Raw genomic sequence first — 18,181 nt, forward strand, 5'->3', positions numbered from 1 at the left:
AAAATAGCCCGGCCATGGCAATGGCCCCAACAGAAATAGTGAGGATGAATTTTCCGCGTAACGTATGCAGTATCTGGCTGATCAAAACAGTTCCTCCATTGGCAATAGTAATAACAAATATGAGCGATTTACAGCGCAATATTGCTAACAAGTCGCATCGGCAGAAACTGTTTTCTGTTTATCAAAGCCGCGTCATGCGTTGGTATCAATAGTAGTGATGCTGCAATTTCATTTTCGGAATTTATGTTACATTGTTTATGTTTCATAAATATAAATATTTTTTTCACATGCTGACGATCGTGCGAAAAACAAATGTCTAAAAATATAATATTCGATAATATTTGCTTTGGAAATAGTGCCATAATTTTTGTAGTGATGTTAATGATATTGTCCTGACTTTACAGTGTGCTATTATTAAAATTAAGCTATCTAGTTTACGAATTGATTGCTACGGCCTTGGTAGTGTGCATAGGTCTTCTGCACTAAAAACTGTTCATAATAACTCGATTCATACTTTTACAGTATTTTAAAGAGATGATGAAGCTCAATAATATTTTTATCCCATCTGTATTTTTACTATATATCCGGTATAAACATGAAAAAATTTTATCCGATAAGTTGATACCCTTGGGACGGTCTCAATTGATTGGCATGTACCCTGTCTCAAGACATTTTTTATAGTTCTTTTTCAGCATAAATATAATGAGTTATCACACTGTTTGTATCCTGAAAAATTACCTCCATTTCCTTATTATTGATCGAATCAGCAGGATATATGGTTTGTTACCAATATTTTGACAGGAAACAAAAATGTACTGGAACAGATATTGCTAATAATTTCAGGCAGGCAAAAAAATAAAATCTGGCAGTCAGTGAGATGGTAATGAACAAACATAGACTTATGAGTATTTTTCGATTTGATACGATCAGGGGGCGTATTCGCGCCTATACTATTGCTATTGTCTGCATTCCAATTACCATTGCGGCGCTTTTTTTTATTTTCTTTCAGCAAGAACGACTTATTGAAAATGAAAAAAAACAGCTTGCTGAAATTTTGGGTCAAAATAAAAATACAATTAAAGCCTATGTAGATGTGTGCTTTCAGGATGTGTTATTTTTGACAAAGGTTATTAAGGCACACAGATCAGATATGGAGAGTGCTGCAAAAGAATTTAGCGATTACGATGAAAGCCATACAGGCATTTCTGCCGCTGTATTTGTCAATGCACAGGGCATTTCAGAAATTGACTCTATGGGCAAACCTGGTTTGTACGGTGGCGACAGGTATTATTTTAAACAGGCAATGATGGGCCTCAGTGCAATTACTACAGGAATCAAAGGGCGGGTTTCCGGCAAGCCTGTGTGCATGTTTTCAATGCCAGTGACGAATCAGGCTGGGGAATTTGACGGAGTCGTATTTTTATCCATTCTCGTGGGCGAGCTGGACGCATGGCTGCACGGATCTTTTGTGCCGGACAAGCAGGGGCTGATACTGTGCGATGCGCAAGGAAACATACTTGCACCCCACAGGGCAGTTGCAAGCAATGCAGATGATGCTGCAAGGCAAATACCCTTGCAGCTTATGCAGCTTGGCGAAGCTGGTCAGATATTCGTGAACGATCAGGGCGTGCGCATGCTCGGCGCTTCAGTTGCCGTTGGGCATGGTGGTTGGCGGCTGGTGTATTTTCGGTCAGTAGACGAAATTCTGGCAGGATACCGGTGGCTTACTATTTTTGTCGGCCTTGGATCGCTCTGCGCAGTATTGTTTATGATGCCACTGATGCTGCGCTTTTGCCGCAGTATTGAAGCTCCGCTTGAGGAGCTTACGGCCTATGCGCTCGAGCTGCGTAAAAACAATTACGAGGCAACAGGGCAATTGTGTGACCAGAAGAATATGCCCAGCGAACTCAGGATTCTGTTTGATGCGTTTACAGTAATGAGTTTCAGGGTCGCCAGGCAGATCAAAAAGGCCGAGGCTGTGAGCCTGAAAGACGCTCTCACAGGCCTGCACAATCGCCGTTTTTTGCAGGCTATGGGGGCGGAATTTCTTAAAAAAACGCATTCAGCAGGCCAGCAGTGCGCTTGTCTGATGCTTGATATCGACCACTTTAAAAGTATCAACGACACTTTTGGGCACAATGTCGGCGATATGGTGTTGCAGCACACCGCGCGGATAATCAATGCCAGCGTGCGCAGTGCAGACCTCCTTGTGCGCTACGGAGGCGAGGAGTTTGTGGTTCTTGTTGCCTGTAAGGATGCCCGGCAAGGTGAAGAGCTTGCCCATCGCATACGACACGCAGTAGCAGCACACCCCTTGCTGAGTGACGGCAACGAGCTTTCGGTAACAATAAGCATCGGGGTGGCTGTATGCGCAGATATGGCGAATATGGCGGAATCACCCGAATCCGCAGAGGCGGCACTGGCCGTCATGCTGATCCGGGCAGATAAAGCCCTGTATGCCGCCAAGGAAGCTGGGCGTGATGCCGTGGTGGTTGCAGCCTGAGGCGGCAACCGCAGATATGCGTTGTGGAACGCTGCGCGAATCGGGCCAGCCCTTTTGTTAATCAGCCATACTGCGCTTTTTGCAGATTAAGCGTCGGATGGCTGGCAGGTTTTGCCGCTGATTTTTTGAATAAGCTTGTTGAGCGCCCCCGCCTGTAATGCGAGCTGTTCCACCGCAGTTACAGATCGTTCCATTCCGCTGGTTGTTTGATCTGCCACGCCGCTGACTTCATTCAACACATGGTGGATTTCTTCGCTTGTTGCCGACTGTTCTTCAACAGCGGTCGCAATGGAGCGCACCTGATCAGTGGTTAACCCCGCCAGTTCCAGAATTTCATGCAATGCTATGCCGGATTGATCCGCCAGTTGCGTTGCTTCTTGCACGGCCAGAGCGGCATCTCCCATACCTTCAGCAGCCTTGCCAGCGCCAGATTGAATGGCGGTTATGGCAGAGCTGACCTCTGCAGTAGCTCTCATGGTTTTTTCTGCAAGCTTTCTGACCTCATCAGCAACCACAGCAAATCCGCGGCCAGCCTCACCAGCACGAGCTGCTTCAATAGCGGCGTTTAAAGCCAGAAGGTTGGTCTGATCGGCAATATCGGTGATGACATCCATGATCTGCCCGATGTCGGCGACCTGATCGCCCAGGCCGCTGATATCTTTTTTCAAAATGTCTGTTTGTCCCTTCACGCGGCTAATTGCAGCAACCGACTGTTGTACTGTAGCAGCACCTTTCTTGGCCTGCTGCATGGTTTTATCTGCCTGCTGGCTTGCACCGGAGGCATTTTGGGCAATTTCCACAGCGGTGGCGTTCATCTGACTGATGGCCACAGCGGCCTCAGCCGTACGGACATGCAATGTGTTCATGCCCTTGCTCGTTTGCTCCACAACCGTTGAAAGCTCCGCTGCTGCCGTTGAAACCTGCCCGGCAATGGATCCGGCCTGTTCAGCAGTTTCGTAAATAAGCCTGTTTGAGGTGATCAGTTTTTCCTCCTGTTCCCGGAGTTCTGTAAGGACTGTAAACTGGACAAAACAACCAATAAAAGTTGCTGCCGGATCATATATGGGGGTGGCATCAAGTTTTATGAAAAATGCTTTGCCTTTTGTATCGCGCCCTTCAAGTGTGCGGCCAGGGGTTGACTGTTTGTCTTTGAGCGCGGCGAGTATTACGTCTGATACTTCTGGATTGTAGCGAAAAATACTTGTTACATGAGCTTCAAAGTGCGTATCGGCCCTTTGTTCCATAGCCAGAAAATCACACAAGAGCTGATTCAGATATGTGATGCGGCCTTCCTGGTTAACCACCAGGCAGGGGGTGGCAACGCCGCCGAGTATTCCCTGCACAAATCCAAGCTTTTCCTTGAGTGCCGTCACCATCGCTTCGAGGTCTTTTTTCAGTTGATTAAGTTCGGCTGTGCTGCCGTCAGCCCCAAGAATAGCGTGGAGGTTGCCCGCCGCAACTGCGTTGCTATACGCCACCATGCCTCTGATGGTGCGCGTGACGCCGCGCCCCACCAGATATGACAGCAGCGAGGCCAGTACCAGCGCAAGCCCCGTTGCCAGGAGCATTGTTGCGCGTTTTGTTTTATAATCACCGATACGCACAGCCAGTAATACATCCAGTTCAGCGGCGCACGCTTCCCAGTAGCGAAAGGCTGCATCAAGTGCCTTTTCACCTGTGACCATAAATTCATTCTGAGATATTGCTGCTCCAGACGAAATACTGTTGAGCATGACAATAAAAGGTTCTGTGGCCGCCTTGTAGCTTTCAAGCGCGGCCTTAAGCTTGGGCGCAAGCGAAGGGCTGACGCCATAGAAATTTGGGTCTTCGTTCAAGGCCGTCTGGGTATCAGCCAGAATGCGGGAATAGTCGGACTCCTGGAGCATTGCAGCCAGCGTGTGGAACTCGCGCCGTTCGGTTTCTCCAAGTTTGGACTCGAGCAGGGCCGTGTTGCCAAAATCAAGGATTGACGCGATTCTGCGTTGGGTCTGGGGCAGCGTGAGCAGGGTCATATCCATTGTGTAGTAACTGTCCAAATCAGGATCAAGAATCAGGTTCGAGGTGTCGCCGCAGTGAGTAATCATGCCAGAAATATCTTCCAGCAACTGTGCAAGCCCCTCTTTGAACGCGGCGGCATCATTCTGCCTGCTTTTCAGCTTTTCCCACCGGGCTGCAACATCACCCGGAAAAAGGTGGGAGCGACCACGAATTTTTAGGCCATCAGCGGTGAATTGCAGGTCTGATCCATGAAGCCTGTTTGCCGCCCCAAGTTCGGCAAATGCCTGATCAACCTTGCGCCGGCCGTCTGGCTGTGTTGCTTTTGGCAGATACTCCAGCAGCTTTTCCAGTGGGCGTTGGAAAGAGTTGCCCTGGGTTTCCAGACTGCTGAAAGAGATTTGTGAGTTGATGTTGGATACAGAAATGTAAAGCAAAACGCCCAGCGGCAATACAAAGGCTATTCCAATAGACGTCAACTTTCCGGAAAGTTTGATGTTTCGTAAAGCCATGATAACGGTGCTCCAGAGTAAAGTACCACACCATTCTGCCTGTGGATAAGCACTGGTAGAATGGTTGGGCATCAAGTGCAAAAAAAGCGGAACAGAAAGAATCGCACATTGAGCACGATCTTATCTTGTTGCACAGCATTTTTTGAACTGTTCTTTAATCTGCCCTGAAAGGGGGGAGGAGCAGAGAACGACTTTTTGGGGCAGACACTCTGGCGCACTGTAACACTTATAATTATGCACACCGCCGCATCTGGTCCAATAAAGTTCACCCAACTCCGGGGGGAGGAGCTCTGGAATGGCAAATCGCATATAAACTTGCTGTATTCTTTTATCCCAAGTTGTATATGTTCTGCAAGTAGTAGTGTTCTGGCGTATTTTTGATCAAATGTAGTAGCATGAAGTGTTGCGCGGTAAGATCATATTCTTGAATATTTTTTCAAAAAATTATATATTTATTGGCAACAGGTTATGATGCGATTGGTATTGTTATGACGTAATGACTGCGTGTGTTTATGAAAAACGTATACTGGCTGCAAACAGCCTGTGTAGCCTGGTCTTGTGCTCAGTTCAACATAGTCAATTTTGCGGAAAATACCTTTCATTGCTTTGCGCGCATGCTGCGACACAAACGCCATGCAGACACATGAGCGCAAAGTATTGCCCAGAAAGCCCACATGGTCTTCAAGACATTGAGGGCTGATGCCGCAGGCCGTGAGGCTGCGCGCAGCAGATCCCGAATGGCAGCCAGAATACCTCTGTAGCAAGCGCCTACCGGCGGTTTATCACAATGGTTTTAAGGCTGCACAGCGGGATGTGTACGCAACAAGAAAATCCGGCAATCAGCCGACAGTACTAAGGGTACGAACGCAAATGATTGTGCTATAAAACTAGGGTGTCTTTAGTAGATAGCTAGTACACTCTCTATTTTTATAGAAATTGCCCTGAAGCGATGGCTGTTCAGATGGTGGAGATGCGCCAACAGAATTGTCCTTGTTGGCGGCAAACAGAGCGCCATACTCTTGGGAGCAAAGCCCCAAAGGGTTAATTCTCTCTTGCCTTCTCCTCAATATAACCTCTCAGCGCCGCGGCATTGTTCATCTCTGTATCTTTGGCGGCGTAGAGCAGTATCACGGTCGGATTCTGGCGAAGGATGGTTTGCAGTTGCGCAACAGCAGCCGGGGCGGCATCAAGCTCGGCGAAATAGCGCTCCTTGAATTCTGGCCATTTGGCTTCATCGTGGGCGAACCACTTGCGCAGGTTGTCTGATGGGGCGATATCTTTAAGCCACACATCCACAGGGCGGCGCTTTTGGAAATCCCCCGGGGCCACAGCCTGTCCACAAGAACCCGTATTCCTGCTGGTTCGACATCGTGTGCGTATACGCGGCGTAAAATAATATCCATGTCAGGTAATCCTGTTGGAGTGACGGCTTTTATAAAATTGCGCAGCGTGAGGGACAATGCAAGTCAAAATAGCCAGTGACTTACTCGGTAGATTCCTTCGCCCGCAAGCGGATGGATGGAAGGAGGTTTGAGCAAGGCGGCCCGCATTGGGAGTATAGTCGGGAGATTATGGTGGTGTGCCGTGGACTTGCGGCGCTTTGCGCCGCAGTTAAATGAAAAATCTTGGAATGATTATATAAGTTGACAGGCCAGACGGTTCCGCGTAGATACACCTTTCGCGTCGGGATGTAGCGCAGCCTGGGAGCGCACTTGAATGGGGTTCAAGGGGTCGAAGGTTCAAATCCTTTCATCCCGACCAGAGATTTAAAGGGAATTCATGGAAACATGGATTCCCTTTTCTCGTTTCTAACGGCTGTTTTTCCGCTTCCTACCGACAAAAAGCCAGATTCCTCTGCCTGTAAGTTTAAAAAATCTGTCTTTTTTTACCTCACCACGCATAATTTGTGCCAAAAACAGTTGTCTGACTGTTGTCGTCAAGAAAAAAAAGGAATATGCAGAAAACAAACCTGTTTTTTTGGCAAAACCAAGGAGGGTCATCATGTTTAAGCGTCTCATGCTTGCATTGGTTCTGTCCCTGGCACTCGCTGCTCCTGCGGCTGCGGAAAACACCGGCGTTTATGGCGGCTTGAAATTTATTGATTCCATTCAAAGCACTGGCCCGTTCTCTCTGAGCGGGGATGTGAAGGGTTTTGGCGTTGGCCAGTATTCGCAAAACACCGTTGGGGGCGGTATTTTTGTGGGGTACGACTTTTATCCGCATTTTCAGGTGCCCATGCGCACAGAACTGGAATATGCCATACGAAGCAATATGACCAAAACCTGGGATCAGCAGATTAATGGCAGCACGGCATCGTTTAAGGGCGAGTGGGGCGTGCAAACGCTGTTTGCCAACGCATATTGGGACTTCCACAACTCCACGGCCTTTACTCCCTACCTAGGCGGCGGCCTTGGCATGGGATTCATCAAGACCAAGTACACTGCGGACGTTGACGGCGATGGGGATTCCGGCAGCCTGACGCAGTATGATACCGTTTTTGCATGGAATCTCGGCGCGGGCTGTTCCTACGCCTTTACGGAAAACATCTCGGCAGATCTGGCCTACCGCTTTGTGGGGCTGGGCTATACCGACATCAGCAAGCGTGTTGACGACAACAAGGTTTCCATCGGCAATACTCCGTATGCCAATGAATTCAGCCTTGGCCTGCGCTTTACGTTCTAGGCATAGGAAACGACAAACTGTCAGCTAGATTAGTGGGCCGGGAATTTCTCCGGCCCTTTTTTTATGTGTTGTTGCCGCAATAACCGCGCTTGTCTTCGGTTGACCACATCGATGGATAAATAATATAAAGTATCTTGTCGCAACCCTGTCACTGGAGATGTTATGGACCTGAAGAAAGGACAAAACATAATTGATGTCTTTGATGCGCTGTTACAGTCTACAGATCCAGCCCTCGCGCATGTGCGGGTGGCGGCAGACGCATGGACGCTTACGGAAATTGTCGGCCATCTTGTGGATTCTGCTGCCAACAACCATCAGCGGTTTGCCCGCTTGATATCGGGCAACCTTGAACAGTTTCCCCCATATGACGCGGAAATATTTGTGACTGTTCAGCAGTATGACGGCTGTGATTTTGCAGAAATGGCAAAGTTCTGGCGGCAATATAACTGGATGCTCATGCACATAATGCGGGCAATACCAGCCACTGCCCTTGAGAATATGTGGCAGCGCCCGGATGGGGCAAAGTCGCTACGGACTCTTGTTGAAGGCTATTTTGAGCATATAGAGATGCACACAGGCCAGTATTGCGAGCGCATGCAGCTGGTAACGACTCATATTTTGGGTTAGAAGCAGGAATTAGCGGTAAAATATCAAATTTTGCATCTGGTTCTAAAATTTAATAAAGTTCATGAAGGCATGAAGTTCATTACAATCGCAGACAGGAATGAACTGAGTTGAATATTCAAAAGCTCACTATTTCCCTTGCAGGTATTACCTATGATGAATCTGTCGGATTTTGGAATTCTTATTTCTGCTATAGGTGGTGTAATTGTTATATATGAAAAAGTTTTTGAAAAACGAGACAAATTTATCATTAAGTTTGATTCTTATCGTCCAGAAATGGATGATAGAGATGCAATGTTTATAGTTAGTAAAAGCTTTCGACCTATCTCAATAAGAAACTATGGCTTTATAAAAGAGGATGGACAGTTGGAGTCAATCCCTTGGATTGGTGAATGCGCGTCAGAATGCGACAACTATGATATTGAAAGAAGAGGCACATTAGAGAATATGGAGTATAATCAAATTTGCGAAATTAAATGCCGCATAGCGGGGCGTCTTGTAGGTGCTTTTGCAATAGGATCTACTCAGAATTTTCCGAAACTAGCATTTGGGCTGAATGTTAATCCTGTTAAAAGACTATGGATTCGCTTAAAAATTTATGGAGCTACATATTTTGAATAGAGCTTCATCGCCACAAACGAGAAAAGGGAATCCATGTTTCCATGAATTCCCTTTAAACTTTCTGGTCGGGATGAAAGGATTTGAACCTTCGACCCCTTGAACCCCATTCAAGTGCGCTCCCAGGCTGCGCTACATCCCGACGCGAAAAGAGTAACTACGCGGAACAGCCCGGTCTGTCAACATTTTTGCAACATTATTTTGCATTTTTTAAGACTAATCCCACAAGCGGCGGAAGATACAGGGTGATATCCCCCTCATACCGACCCGGCAGGGGAGCAGTAAAATGCTCTGCTGGCGGGCTTTTTACCGCCAGATTTCCATGCCCGGCAAAGCGGATTTCGTCAGACGAAAGCAGCTCCGCATACTTGCCGGGGCTTACGGCAAAGCGCAGGCTCTTTTGCGCCTCAAGCTCGTGAAAGTTGAAGGCAAAGAGCAGTTGCCCGCGCTCAAAGGCCAGCAGCCGCTTTTCTTCATGTATAAAGCGGAACATGGGCGGCTGGGCAAAATCCTCAAGGTGGCTTTGCACAAGCGCGAGCATCTGCCTATCCCATGAGGCCAGAGCGTGATATTTCAGCCCCGGGTCGTCAGCCAGCCGCCATTGGCGGTGCGCGTGTTTTTCCGCATCCAGCCATTCGGGATGCCCGAATTCGCAACCCATAAAGTTCAGGTAGCCCGCATCCGCCGTTGCCAGCGTTATAAGCCGCATGAGCCGATAGAAGGCCAGCCCGCGCGATATGTTCCAGCTTTCGGCCTTGTTGCCCATATGCCCGTACATGGCATCGCCCAGCAACCGCCAGATCATGGCATCGCTGCCGTTGATGTGCTGGTCGTGGCATTCCACATAGCTGATGGTGCGGTCGTAGGGCCGATGGTTGGTCATTTCATACCACAGGCTACCCATGTCGCGCGGCTCTTCAATGCATTTGGCCCAGTAATCGGGAATACCCATGGCAAAGCGGTAATCAAAGCCAAGGCCGCCTTGCTCCGGCGGGCAGGTCAGCCCCGGCATGCCGGAAAATTCTTCGGCAATGGTCATGGCTGATGGGGCAAGCTCATGCGTGAGGGCATTGGCAAGGTTGAGATACAGTTCTCCGTTCACATCTGCGCGGGGCAGGCCGTTTTTGCCGTAAAAGCAGCGCCCCACGTGCGAAAAGTCGTCATCCTCGCCAAAATCCGCATAGAGCATGTTGCCCACGGCATCAAAGCGAAAGCCGTCCACGCGGAATTCTTCCAGCCAGTAGCGGCAGTTGGAGAGCAGAAAACGCCGCGTTGCCTTCTGACTGAAATCAAAGGATGGCGTTCCCCACTGGTTTTGCTGCCCGGTAAAAAAGTACCTGCTGCCATCATACTGCGCCAGCCCTTGCTCCGTATTGGCGCTGGCGTGGCCGTGGGGCACATCAAGTATAACCGCAAGCCCCAGGCCGTGCGCGGTGTCCACAAGTTCCTTGAAGCCGTCCGGTGTGCCGTAGCGAGAGGACGGCGCAAAATAGCTGCTCACCTGATAGCCAAAGGATTTGTACAGCGGATGCTCCAGTATGCCCATGAGTTGCACCGCCGTATAGCCGCAAGCCTTGATGCGGGGCAGGATGTCGCGGCAAAAATCCGCATAGCTGCCCACGCTGTCGCCCTTGTGCGCCTGCGCGGATTGCGCCATGCCCACATGGGCCTCGTAAATACGGGGAAAGGCCTGCCGGGCAGGGCGGCGATGCCTGAAGCGGTAGGGTTCATCCGGCAACCACAGGCGGGCGCACCATTGCTCCGGCACTGCCGCGTTCTGTTCCACCCAGTTGGCAAAGGCTGGCACGCGCTTGAGGGCCTTGCCGGGGTGCTGCGCGTCCTGCGCTTGCGCGGGAACCAGTCGCAATTCCACATAAGTGCCGTGTTGCAAGGCATCGCCGGGCAGTTCCAGCTCAAAAATGCCGTCTGCACGGCGCTCAAAGCGGAATTTGGCGTGGCGCTGAAAGTTCAGTTTGTCGGTGGTGAGCCACAGGCTTTCGGCATTGGGCATGTATTCGCGCCAGCGCCAGATGTCGCCTGCGGGTGTTGTGAGGCGATGCGCGCCAAAGGTGAGATGCTGACCAGCGTAGGCGCGCAACGAGCCGTAGCGGGTGCGTATGCGCTCAATTTCAGCCGTATAGGCCTTGGTGCGGCGTTGAATGAAGGGGCGGTACTGCTCCAGGGCAGGGTCATCCAACGGACTGCCGGGAGAAGCGGAAAGCATGGCGGATCTCCTGTTTATGGTTGCCCGAAAGCGGCGGGCGCAGGCTCGTCATGCATTGCCCGTCCGGCCCGGAAGCCGGACGGGCACAAGGGCCATTGCTGGCCCGGAAGCGTCAGTTATTTGCAGCAGGCGCGCCAATCCTTGGCCGAAAGTTCGGCAAGGCATTCCACAAGAGCCTGAGTGCCCTTGCTGCCCTGGCCCTTGGCCTGCATGATGCGGTAAAGCTGGTCAGCCAGGGTGATGCCGGGCAGCACAAGCTTCATGCGGCGGCATTCGTCAAGGCAGAGGCCCAGATCCTTGATGAAGTGGTCGATGAAGAAGCCGGGGGCAAAGTCGCCCTTGAGCATGCGGCGACCAAGGGTATTCATGGCAAAGCTGCCGCCGGAACCGGCAACCACAAGCTCCATCCACTTGGCAACGTCAAGGCCTGCTTCCTGCGCAAAGAGGAAGGATTCGCAGGTGCTGATCATCACGCCAGCAATGGCGGCCTGATTGGCAAGTTTGCCCTTCTGGCCAAAGCCAGCGCCGCCGCAGTGCAGAATGTTGGTGCCCATCTTGTTGAAGCAGGGCAGTACGCGCTCGTAAGCCGCGTTGTCGCCGCCCACAAAGATGGAGAGCTTGGCATCGCGCGCGCCCACGTCGCCGCCGGTAACCGGGGCGTCCAGCGATTCGCAGCCCTGCTTTTTGGCGGCAGCGGCAATGCGCTCGGCCAGCACGGGGCTGGAGGTGCTCATGTCGCACACAATGCCGCCAGCGGCCAGGCCGCGCAGCACGCCGTTTTCGCCCAGCGTCACTTCTTCCACATCGTGGGGATAGCCCACAATGGTAAAGACCACGTCAGAGGCTTCGGCCACGGCGCGGGGGGTATCGGCCCACTTGGCGCCCTTGGCGAGCAGAGGTTCGGTCTTGGCTTTGGTGCGGTTATATACGGTCAGCGGCCAGCCGGCTGCCTGAAGGTGCCCAGCCATCGAAAGGCCCATAACACCCGTGCCAATCCAGCCAATACGCATTTTGTCAGCCATTGATTCTCTCCTTTTGTCTACTGAAAACGGCGTTCAAGGATTGCTTTCTGCATGGCCTCGCGCGAAACGGTTTTGTTTTTGCGCACCGCGTCCACGTGGAGCCGATACAGTTCAAGGTTTCGATGCATGTTCTCGTTGAAGGGGTCATTGCCGCTGAAATCCTTTGCAAGGGATGCATCTGCGGCGGCAAGAACTTCTGGAGCAAGCAACGCGCTTTCTTCTACCTTGCTGCGGTAAAAGGTGAGGGACTTATCAATGCTCGTATCAAGCATCACAAGGCCCCTGTTGGCAGTATCCAATATCTGCTTGAGCTTTTCAAGGGCCGCACCCTTGGCGGAAGCCTTTTCACGCTCCATACTTTCAATTTGCGTTTTCAAACTGTTACGTCTGCTGGAGTAATTTCTTAGGGTTTCGATCATATATACGCCGGTACGCAGCAGCGATTGCGCTTCAAGCTGTTTCTGGCGTTCCAGCATGATATTGTTTTCCTTGATGGTATTGCGCAGATCCTGAAGATTTTTGCGGGATGCCTCATCCGGCGCGGCTGCCAGCAGGCGGTCGAGTTCATCAAGAGGATTACGGGCGGTCTGACCGTCCTGCGCCAGCGGGGCCAGCTTTTCGCCAGCCTTGTTCCATTCCGCGGTCAGTTCCTGCGGACGCCCGCCGCCGGGGGTGTTGATACCCGATATTACGGGGCGAAAGCCCAGATCGCGGGCGTGTGCGGGGCCGTCTGTGAGAAAGAAGGGCATTTCTTCCCTGCGGCCCGGCAGAATCTCCGCATCGCCAGAGAGGAAGGAGCCGCCCTTGCGCACAAAGCCGCCAGCAGAGCCGTGCAAACGGCCAGCCATTGAAAAGCGAAAGGCATCCAGCACCATTTCCGCCGCGTTGCCAGCGGTGTCGTAAATACCAAGCGGATTGGGCTTGCGCGAGCCTATGTTTGCCATGCCCTCGGCCCGTGCACCCTGTTCCGGCCTGTAAACGGCGTAGTCGGCCTTGCTCTCCCCGTTGGGCAGGGCAAAAAAATCCTCCTGCAACAGCAGCTGGCTGCCAGCAGTCTGCCCGCCGCGCGCGGCGTATTCCCATTCCGTTTCTGTGGGCAGGCGCACAAAGCCCACGTTGCGCTGGTCGCCTGCAAAGCGCGGCAGCGAATCTGGCGCGTTCTGCAAAAGCCATGTGGTGTAACGGCGGGTAAAGTCCACGGCATCGTACCAGCTCATGTCCGTAGCCGGACGGGCCGCGTCTGCGCCGGGGTTCGCAGTATCAGGGCAGGCATTGTCCATCACGGCATGCCATTGCAGGTTGCTGACTTCGTACTTTGCCACAAGGTAAAAGTAGTTCTGCCCCTGCGGAGCCTGTTTGCGCCACGCGGCGGGCAGGTCTTCAAGGGTAAAAGCGCCGGAAAGCGCGGTGTTGTAGCGCCGGTCGTAGAAGGCCCTGTCCTGATGGGCGCTGTCGTCCACACCGGGGCGCATGGGCATATCCCACAGCAGGCCCTTGGCGGGAACTGCCACCAGCTTGAAAACCATGCTCAGGCCGCAGGGCATGGGCAGGATGATGTCATTATCCGCCGGTTTGGGATTATAGGCGTCAGCCGTGCTCACATCGGCCTTGCGGGCCAGAGCCGCCAGAGCGGATTGCGAGGCGCAGGGGGCAAGGAGCAGGGCGCAACACACAGCGGCGGCAAAGCCCCACTGCAAGGGCGCGAAATTGCGGATGCGCAGATCAGATTTCACGGATAACCTCCGAGGGTTCAACGCGGGCAGCCCGCAAGGCAGGGGCAAGGGCGGCCAGCAGGGCAAGCCCGGAAACTGCGGCAAAGGCCAGCACAAAATGCTCTGGCAGCAGGAGGCATACCTGCTCCATGCCGGTAACGCTGGCGCTGAAAAGTTTGTTGATGGCAAAGGCCGCCACCCCGTACACGCCGGAAGCCAGCGCCGTGCCCGCAAGGGCTGTGAGCAACGATTGCACCAGCGGAAACAGCATCAGCTTGCCAGTGGTGAAGCCGTGAAGCCGCAGCAGGCCGAGGACGCGCTCCTTGCGTTTGATGCCAGCCAGAACGCTGCTGGCGGTGGAGGCCAGAAAGCCAATGGCCGTTGCCGCGCAGATGAGGGCAAATATCAGATTGAGGGCGCGGGCAAGCGCCGTAACCTGCTCGATTTCTTCCGCATGGGTGTACACATCAAGCTTTTGGGCGGCAAAGGCCTCCCTCAGTTGCATCACATGGTCCAGACTGCGGGCGTACAGGCGGAATCCGGGGTAAACGCGCTCGCCCTGCGGGCGGGGTTCGCCTGTCCAGCCGTTCTGCGCGCCCAGTTCGGGCACAGCGCGCCCATCGCGGTAGTCTTCCGTGGCTTCCATGAGAGGCAACGGCACGTAGGCCACATCCTTCTGTTGAGCCGCCAGCGGCAGCACTGCCGCCACACGCAGGGCCACGCGGGCTGTCTGCACCTTGCCCTGAAAGCGCCGTTCAACCTTTCCATTAAGGGTGTCGCCCTGTTTGAGGTGCAGCTTTTCCGCCGCAGACGAAGACAGGGTTACGCCAATGGCTTCTGTGTCTGGCGATTGCGGCATGTTTGGCACCGCAGCGCCAAAGCGCAGCAACAGGGGGTCGCCCTCGGCTGTTGGCTCCAGCGAGGCCACCAGCACGGAGCGCGCATCGCCATTGCCCGCGCTCAGATCCATGGTGGCGGCAATGGAACGCGTGCGCGGCAGCACAAAGGCCACATCCGGGTGGGCTGCCAGTTTGGCAAGATATTCTGGCGTGTATCTGCCGCTTATGACGGGGGAAATTTCAAGATTGCGGGGATCGTTGCGCAGGCGCTCGGTGAGGGTTTGCACCACGCCGAATTTTACGCCGTAGAGCACCAGCAGGGGAGTAAGCACCGCTGCCAGCCCGAGCACGGCGCAGGCCGAGAGCAAAAATTCGTGCCAGTAGTCCTTGCAGGCTAGCCGCAGCATGGTTGTCCAGGTATTCGCCGTCATAATCAGGCCGCCCTCCCTGTCCAGTGGAGGATAGACGCGCTGCCACCCTTGTCCTGTTCCACACGTACCGGCGCGAGCACAAAGCCAGCCTGACGCGCCTGCTCAAGGTTGTGCGTGACCATGACCACAGTGATGCTCAACTGGCGCGCCAGCTCCGCAAAAAGTCGCAGCACGTTGGCTGCATGGCCGGGATCAAGCGCGGCTGTGGGTTCGTCCGCCAGTACGACCGATGGCCCGTGCGCCAGCGCCGAGGCTATGGCGACCCGCTGGCGTTCGCCTACGGAGAGCGTTGCCGGGTAATGCCCCAGTAAATGCCCAATGCCAAGCCGATCAACAATGGTTGTGATGGCCTCCTGCCGCTTGGCAAGGGTGCCAAGGCTCTTGCAGCGAAGCACGATATTTTCCCGCGCGCTCAGGAAGGGCAGCAGACCGCCTGTTTGCAGCACATAGCCAAGGTGGTGCAGGCGCAGCAGGGCCAGGGCGTCGGTGCCGCCGCTACGCCACGCGGCCAGAATATCCGTGGAGGCCCCGGCCTGCGGGCTGAACGCAAAACTGGCGGCGGCACTGGCGGGATGGGGTAGGTCGCCTTGCCCTGATCCGGTGGGTTTGTGCGGCAGGGCAAAGCCCTCGGGCGTCATATCCGGGCTGAGGGCGCAGGCCAGCATATCCAGCGCGGTGCTTTTGCCGCAACCGCTGGGGCCAACCAGAGCCAGCAGACTGCCTCGCGGCACGTCAAGCTGCTCTATGCGCAGGCGAAAGCCTTCGTCTCCGGGCCGGGTTTTGCCAATATTGCGCAGGCTGAAAACCATGTCGGACATTAAAACTCCAAGCATTGCGGCGGGCCGCAGACTTTTGCTGTTGCCCGTCTGCGGCCCCATTGCGTGCCCGTTTGGGCCAAGACCATGAAAAATTCTGTTTCCTGCCTGGGGAAGGGAGCCTTTTATCAAGGGCGTGTACGCTTCTGGTACTCAACCTGAATAAAAAGGCTATCTGGCGCAGGCAGGGGACACAAAGACCTAGGGGAGCATGCTCAGCGGCACACGGTAAACCCAGTCGCCGGGGTTGGCCTGACCGAAGCTTTCCCAGTTGGCGCGGTCGCGGTCATATTCCTCATAGCGGGCAAGCCGGGATTTGAGGCGGTTTATAAAGGCCGTCTGCTCGCCCACGCTCATGCGGTACCAGTCTTCCTCGCGCAGCAGCATGACGTCGCTCTTGTAGGGCAGACCGTCCAGAAATTCGGAAAGCACGCCAAGCTCGGCCAGATTTTTGCCCTGCGTGGGCATGTTGGGGTCGCGGGCCATGCGGGTTGAGGCAGAAAGCACACCCTGGAAAAAGTCGCGCGCGTCAGTCTTTTTGGTGCGCTCGGCATTGTCGATAATGGCCTTGAGCTGGGCGCTCAGGTCGTTGAGCTGGTTCTTGGTCAGCAGCACGGCCACGTCAACGCAAGGGGTCTGCCTGCTCTTGGCAAGCTGGTTCAGATCCATGTCTGCAATCCAGGAATTAACCACGGAAGGCGCGGCGTTTTCACGCGCCTTGCCGAGGTATTCAAGCTGCATGGCATAGCCGAGGGTCGCTGCCAGATTGGCGGCCTGATCCTCCGCCGAGGCTGTCTGCGGTTTCTCGTCCTTGGGCTTGGTCATGATCTTGCCTTCGGCGGTGTTCTTGACCATATCGAGCATGCCGGTGGCGAGGGTCTTGGTGATGGCGGCAAACTGCTCCGCGCCCTTGGCGGGCGTGGGTGCGGACACCACCAGATAGTTGGAGCGGTTGCCCGAAAGCTTGCTCAGCGCGCGGTAGCTCTGCTCCGCATAGGCGTGGTTGGCGTTGCCGCCGGGGCTTTTGAGGTGCAGGGCGGTAATCCAGATGCCCTTCTGGCGGGCAAAGTCGTTGACTTCGCTCGGGCCCATGGCAACAGAGGCGAACTTGTCGCCGCTCTTGAGCGGGCCTGCATCGGTGATCAGCAGGATAAGGCGCGAGGAATAGTCGCCCCAGTTCAGACCTTCCACAGCCTTGTACACGCCGGCCAGCGAATCCTCGTTGAAATCGTGGCTGGAAACCTTGGCTTCCTGCACTTTTGAGAGCTTGTCTTCAAGGCTTTTGCGGTCTTTTGCCGTGGCAAAATCGCTGACAACCTCGGTGGTGTATTCCAGACCGGGCGTTGCCTTGGTGCTGCTGCGAAAGGCCACAACGGCAAAGCCCACGTTGTCGGTCATGTGGTCTTTTTCAATCTTGTCGTATATCTGCCGAACCACGTTCAGGCTCTGGTCGATATAGGGCTTCATGGAAATGGTGGTGTCGATGACAAGGGCAATGCCGGTCTTGGGCGGGCCGTTCTTGCCGTCCTTGTTCTTGCCGTTGCCGGGGTCTATGGAGGCCACCCGCAGAAACTTGACGCCGTCAAAGGGGTCTTTCATGTCCAGTATGGGCATGAGGTAAAAGCGCTTTTCTGACACTGCGCCCTGCGCGTCCGACGGCTCGCTGGCAAGGATGGGCATGGTTTCCGGCGCGGGCTGGTTGCTCTGCCGCAGGCTTGCTGCCTGCGCTTCAAGGGCATCGAGCCTTTTTTCCATGTCTGGCGCGGCGCACAGTTCGTTCAGCCCGGTTTCCGTCTTGAAAAACAGCACAGGATCGCGCCCGGTGCGGGGCGTGAACAGCAGGGTGAGCGACTGGTTCCAGTCCGTAGCCTTGGCGGCTTCCATCCAGCCCTCGGGCTGCGCGGTGGAAGCGCCAACCTGAATGTACGCATCCTTGCGGTCATAGACGTACATAACCGTAAAGGGCACCACGCTTTTGCGCACCACTGCGCCATCGGCCTTTGGCTCGGCCAGCAGGGCCGCGCCGGGATGGCTGACCACCCGCTGGAACAGCGTTTTTTTGCCCTGCTGCAACAGGGGCGCGGCAGAAGCGGTGGAGACAGTGCCAGCAAGGCAGACGCCAAGGCCCAGCACCAGCAGGGCTACAAAGCAGCAACGGCGAAACAGGGGCATGCAGTGCATAGTGAACTCCTCGCGGAATACAA

Annotated in this window: 13 protein-coding genes, 2 tRNA genes and 1 pseudogene; 5 read left to right on the top strand and 11 right to left on the bottom strand. The window is 54.0% G+C overall.

Annotation, left to right across the window (positions count from 1 at the left end; translation table 11 throughout):
* The first annotated feature begins 883 nt into the window (after positions 1 to 883).
* Complete coding sequence (locus ACUZ9Q_RS06930; protein ID WP_449247590.1) at positions 884 to 2,503, top strand: sensor domain-containing diguanylate cyclase; 1,620 nt, start codon at positions 884 to 886, stop codon at positions 2,501 to 2,503.
* A gap of 86 nt (positions 2,504 to 2,589) precedes the next feature.
* On the opposite strand, the gene ACUZ9Q_RS06935 is transcribed toward ACUZ9Q_RS06930, so the two are convergent.
* From ACUZ9Q_RS06935 to ACUZ9Q_RS06945, 3 genes and pseudogenes are all read right to left on the bottom strand, one after another.
* The gene (locus ACUZ9Q_RS06935; RefSeq protein WP_449247591.1) at positions 2,590 to 5,010 is read right to left on the bottom strand and encodes a methyl-accepting chemotaxis protein; all 2,421 of its coding nucleotides are present in this window, start codon (positions 5,008 to 5,010) and stop codon (positions 2,590 to 2,592) included.
* Positions 5,011 to 5,462: 452 nt separating this feature from the next.
* Positions 5,463 to 5,774, bottom strand: coding sequence for an ASKHA domain-containing protein (locus tag ACUZ9Q_RS06940; RefSeq protein ID WP_449247592.1), 312 nt, complete (start codon positions 5,772 to 5,774; stop codon positions 5,463 to 5,465).
* A 277-nt stretch (positions 5,775 to 6,051) separates the two neighbouring features.
* Positions 6,052 to 6,413: pseudogene (locus ACUZ9Q_RS06945) on the bottom strand (DUF488 domain-containing protein).
* 281 nt (positions 6,414 to 6,694) lie between these two features.
* On the opposite strand from ACUZ9Q_RS06945, the gene ACUZ9Q_RS06950 reads away from it, so the two are divergent.
* Positions 6,695 to 6,771 (top strand) — tRNA-Pro (locus tag ACUZ9Q_RS06950).
* A 47-nt stretch (positions 6,772 to 6,818) separates the two neighbouring features.
* Here the strand turns inward: ACUZ9Q_RS06950 and ACUZ9Q_RS06955 are convergent.
* Positions 6,819 to 7,013 (bottom strand): hypothetical protein, encoded by a 195-nt coding sequence (locus tag ACUZ9Q_RS06955; protein WP_192111741.1) that lies wholly within the window; start codon positions 7,011 to 7,013, stop codon positions 6,819 to 6,821.
* Between ACUZ9Q_RS06955 and ACUZ9Q_RS06960 the strand changes: the two genes are divergently transcribed.
* The 3 genes from ACUZ9Q_RS06960 to ACUZ9Q_RS06970 all read left to right on the top strand — a co-directional run bounded on the left by ACUZ9Q_RS06960 (position 7,012) and on the right by ACUZ9Q_RS06970 (position 8,937).
* Positions 7,012 to 7,692 (top strand): outer membrane protein, encoded by a 681-nt coding sequence (locus ACUZ9Q_RS06960; protein ID WP_192111742.1) that lies wholly within the window; start codon positions 7,012 to 7,014, stop codon positions 7,690 to 7,692. The genes ACUZ9Q_RS06955 and ACUZ9Q_RS06960 overlap by 2 nt on opposite strands.
* Positions 7,693 to 7,854: 162 nt before the next feature.
* Positions 7,855 to 8,319 carry a DinB family protein gene (locus ACUZ9Q_RS06965; RefSeq protein WP_449247593.1) on the top strand — a complete coding sequence of 155 codons (465 nt, stop codon included), beginning with the start codon at positions 7,855 to 7,857 and terminating at the stop codon, positions 8,317 to 8,319.
* Positions 8,320 to 8,469: 150 nt separating this feature from the next.
* Positions 8,470 to 8,937 carry a hypothetical protein gene (locus ACUZ9Q_RS06970; RefSeq protein WP_449247594.1) on the top strand — a complete coding sequence of 156 codons (468 nt, stop codon included), beginning with the start codon at positions 8,470 to 8,472 and terminating at the stop codon, positions 8,935 to 8,937.
* A gap of 62 nt (positions 8,938 to 8,999) precedes the next feature.
* On the opposite strand, the gene ACUZ9Q_RS06975 is transcribed toward ACUZ9Q_RS06970, so the two are convergent.
* From ACUZ9Q_RS06975 to ACUZ9Q_RS07005, 7 genes are all read right to left on the bottom strand, one after another.
* Positions 9,000 to 9,076: transfer RNA gene (locus ACUZ9Q_RS06975), tRNA-Pro, on the bottom strand.
* Positions 9,077 to 9,130: 54 nt separating this feature from the next.
* A complete protein-coding gene (locus ACUZ9Q_RS06980; protein ID WP_449247595.1) occupies positions 9,131 to 11,158 on the bottom strand; it encodes an alpha-amylase family glycosyl hydrolase in 2,028 nt (675 codons plus the stop codon).
* A gap of 116 nt (positions 11,159 to 11,274) precedes the next feature.
* The gene (locus ACUZ9Q_RS06985) at positions 11,275 to 12,180 is read right to left on the bottom strand and encodes an NAD(P)-dependent oxidoreductase (RefSeq protein ID WP_192111745.1); all 906 of its coding nucleotides are present in this window, start codon (positions 12,178 to 12,180) and stop codon (positions 11,275 to 11,277) included.
* Between the two features lie 17 nt (positions 12,181 to 12,197).
* Positions 12,198 to 13,913, bottom strand: coding sequence for an SUMF1/EgtB/PvdO family nonheme iron enzyme (locus ACUZ9Q_RS06990; protein ID WP_449247596.1), 1,716 nt, complete (start codon positions 13,911 to 13,913; stop codon positions 12,198 to 12,200).
* Entirely contained in the window at positions 13,903 to 15,162 is a 1,260-nt protein-coding gene (locus ACUZ9Q_RS06995; protein WP_449247597.1) for an ABC transporter permease, read from the bottom strand. Before ACUZ9Q_RS06995 ends, ACUZ9Q_RS06990 begins: the two co-directional genes overlap by 11 nt.
* Before the next feature lie 2 nt (positions 15,163 to 15,164).
* On the bottom strand, positions 15,165 to 15,980 hold the full coding sequence (locus ACUZ9Q_RS07000; RefSeq protein WP_225529801.1) for an ABC transporter ATP-binding protein: 816 nt from the start codon (positions 15,978 to 15,980) through the stop codon (positions 15,165 to 15,167).
* Positions 15,981 to 16,178: 198 nt separating this feature from the next.
* A complete protein-coding gene (locus ACUZ9Q_RS07005; protein ID WP_252209466.1) occupies positions 16,179 to 18,158 on the bottom strand; it encodes a vWA domain-containing protein in 1,980 nt (659 codons plus the stop codon).
* Positions 18,159 to 18,181 lie beyond the last annotated feature (23 nt).

The organism is Desulfovibrio desulfopostgatei, from assembly GCF_053570645.1.

Coding starts and splice junctions, on each gene's coding strand:
- ACUZ9Q_RS06930 (WP_449247590.1), top strand. CDS start 884: ATGAACAAACATAGACTTATGAGTATTTTTCGATTTGATACGATCAGG.
- ACUZ9Q_RS06935 (WP_449247591.1), bottom strand. CDS start 5,010: ATGGCTTTACGAAACATCAAACTTTCCGGAAAGTTGACGTCTATTGGA.
- ACUZ9Q_RS06960 (WP_192111742.1), top strand. CDS start 7,012: ATGTTTAAGCGTCTCATGCTTGCATTGGTTCTGTCCCTGGCACTCGCT.
- ACUZ9Q_RS06955 (WP_192111741.1), bottom strand. CDS start 7,013: ATGATGACCCTCCTTGGTTTTGCCAAAAAAACAGGTTTGTTTTCTGCA.
- ACUZ9Q_RS06965 (WP_449247593.1), top strand. CDS start 7,855: ATGGACCTGAAGAAAGGACAAAACATAATTGATGTCTTTGATGCGCTG.
- ACUZ9Q_RS06970 (WP_449247594.1), top strand. CDS start 8,470: ATGATGAATCTGTCGGATTTTGGAATTCTTATTTCTGCTATAGGTGGT.
- ACUZ9Q_RS06980 (WP_449247595.1), bottom strand. CDS start 11,158: ATGCTTTCCGCTTCTCCCGGCAGTCCGTTGGATGACCCTGCCCTGGAG.
- ACUZ9Q_RS06985 (WP_192111745.1), bottom strand. CDS start 12,180: ATGGCTGACAAAATGCGTATTGGCTGGATTGGCACGGGTGTTATGGGC.
- ACUZ9Q_RS06995 (WP_449247597.1), bottom strand. CDS start 15,162: ATGACGGCGAATACCTGGACAACCATGCTGCGGCTAGCCTGCAAGGAC.
- ACUZ9Q_RS07000 (WP_225529801.1), bottom strand. CDS start 15,980: ATGTCCGACATGGTTTTCAGCCTGCGCAATATTGGCAAAACCCGGCCC.
- ACUZ9Q_RS07005 (WP_252209466.1), bottom strand. CDS start 18,158: ATGCACTGCATGCCCCTGTTTCGCCGTTGCTGCTTTGTAGCCCTGCTG.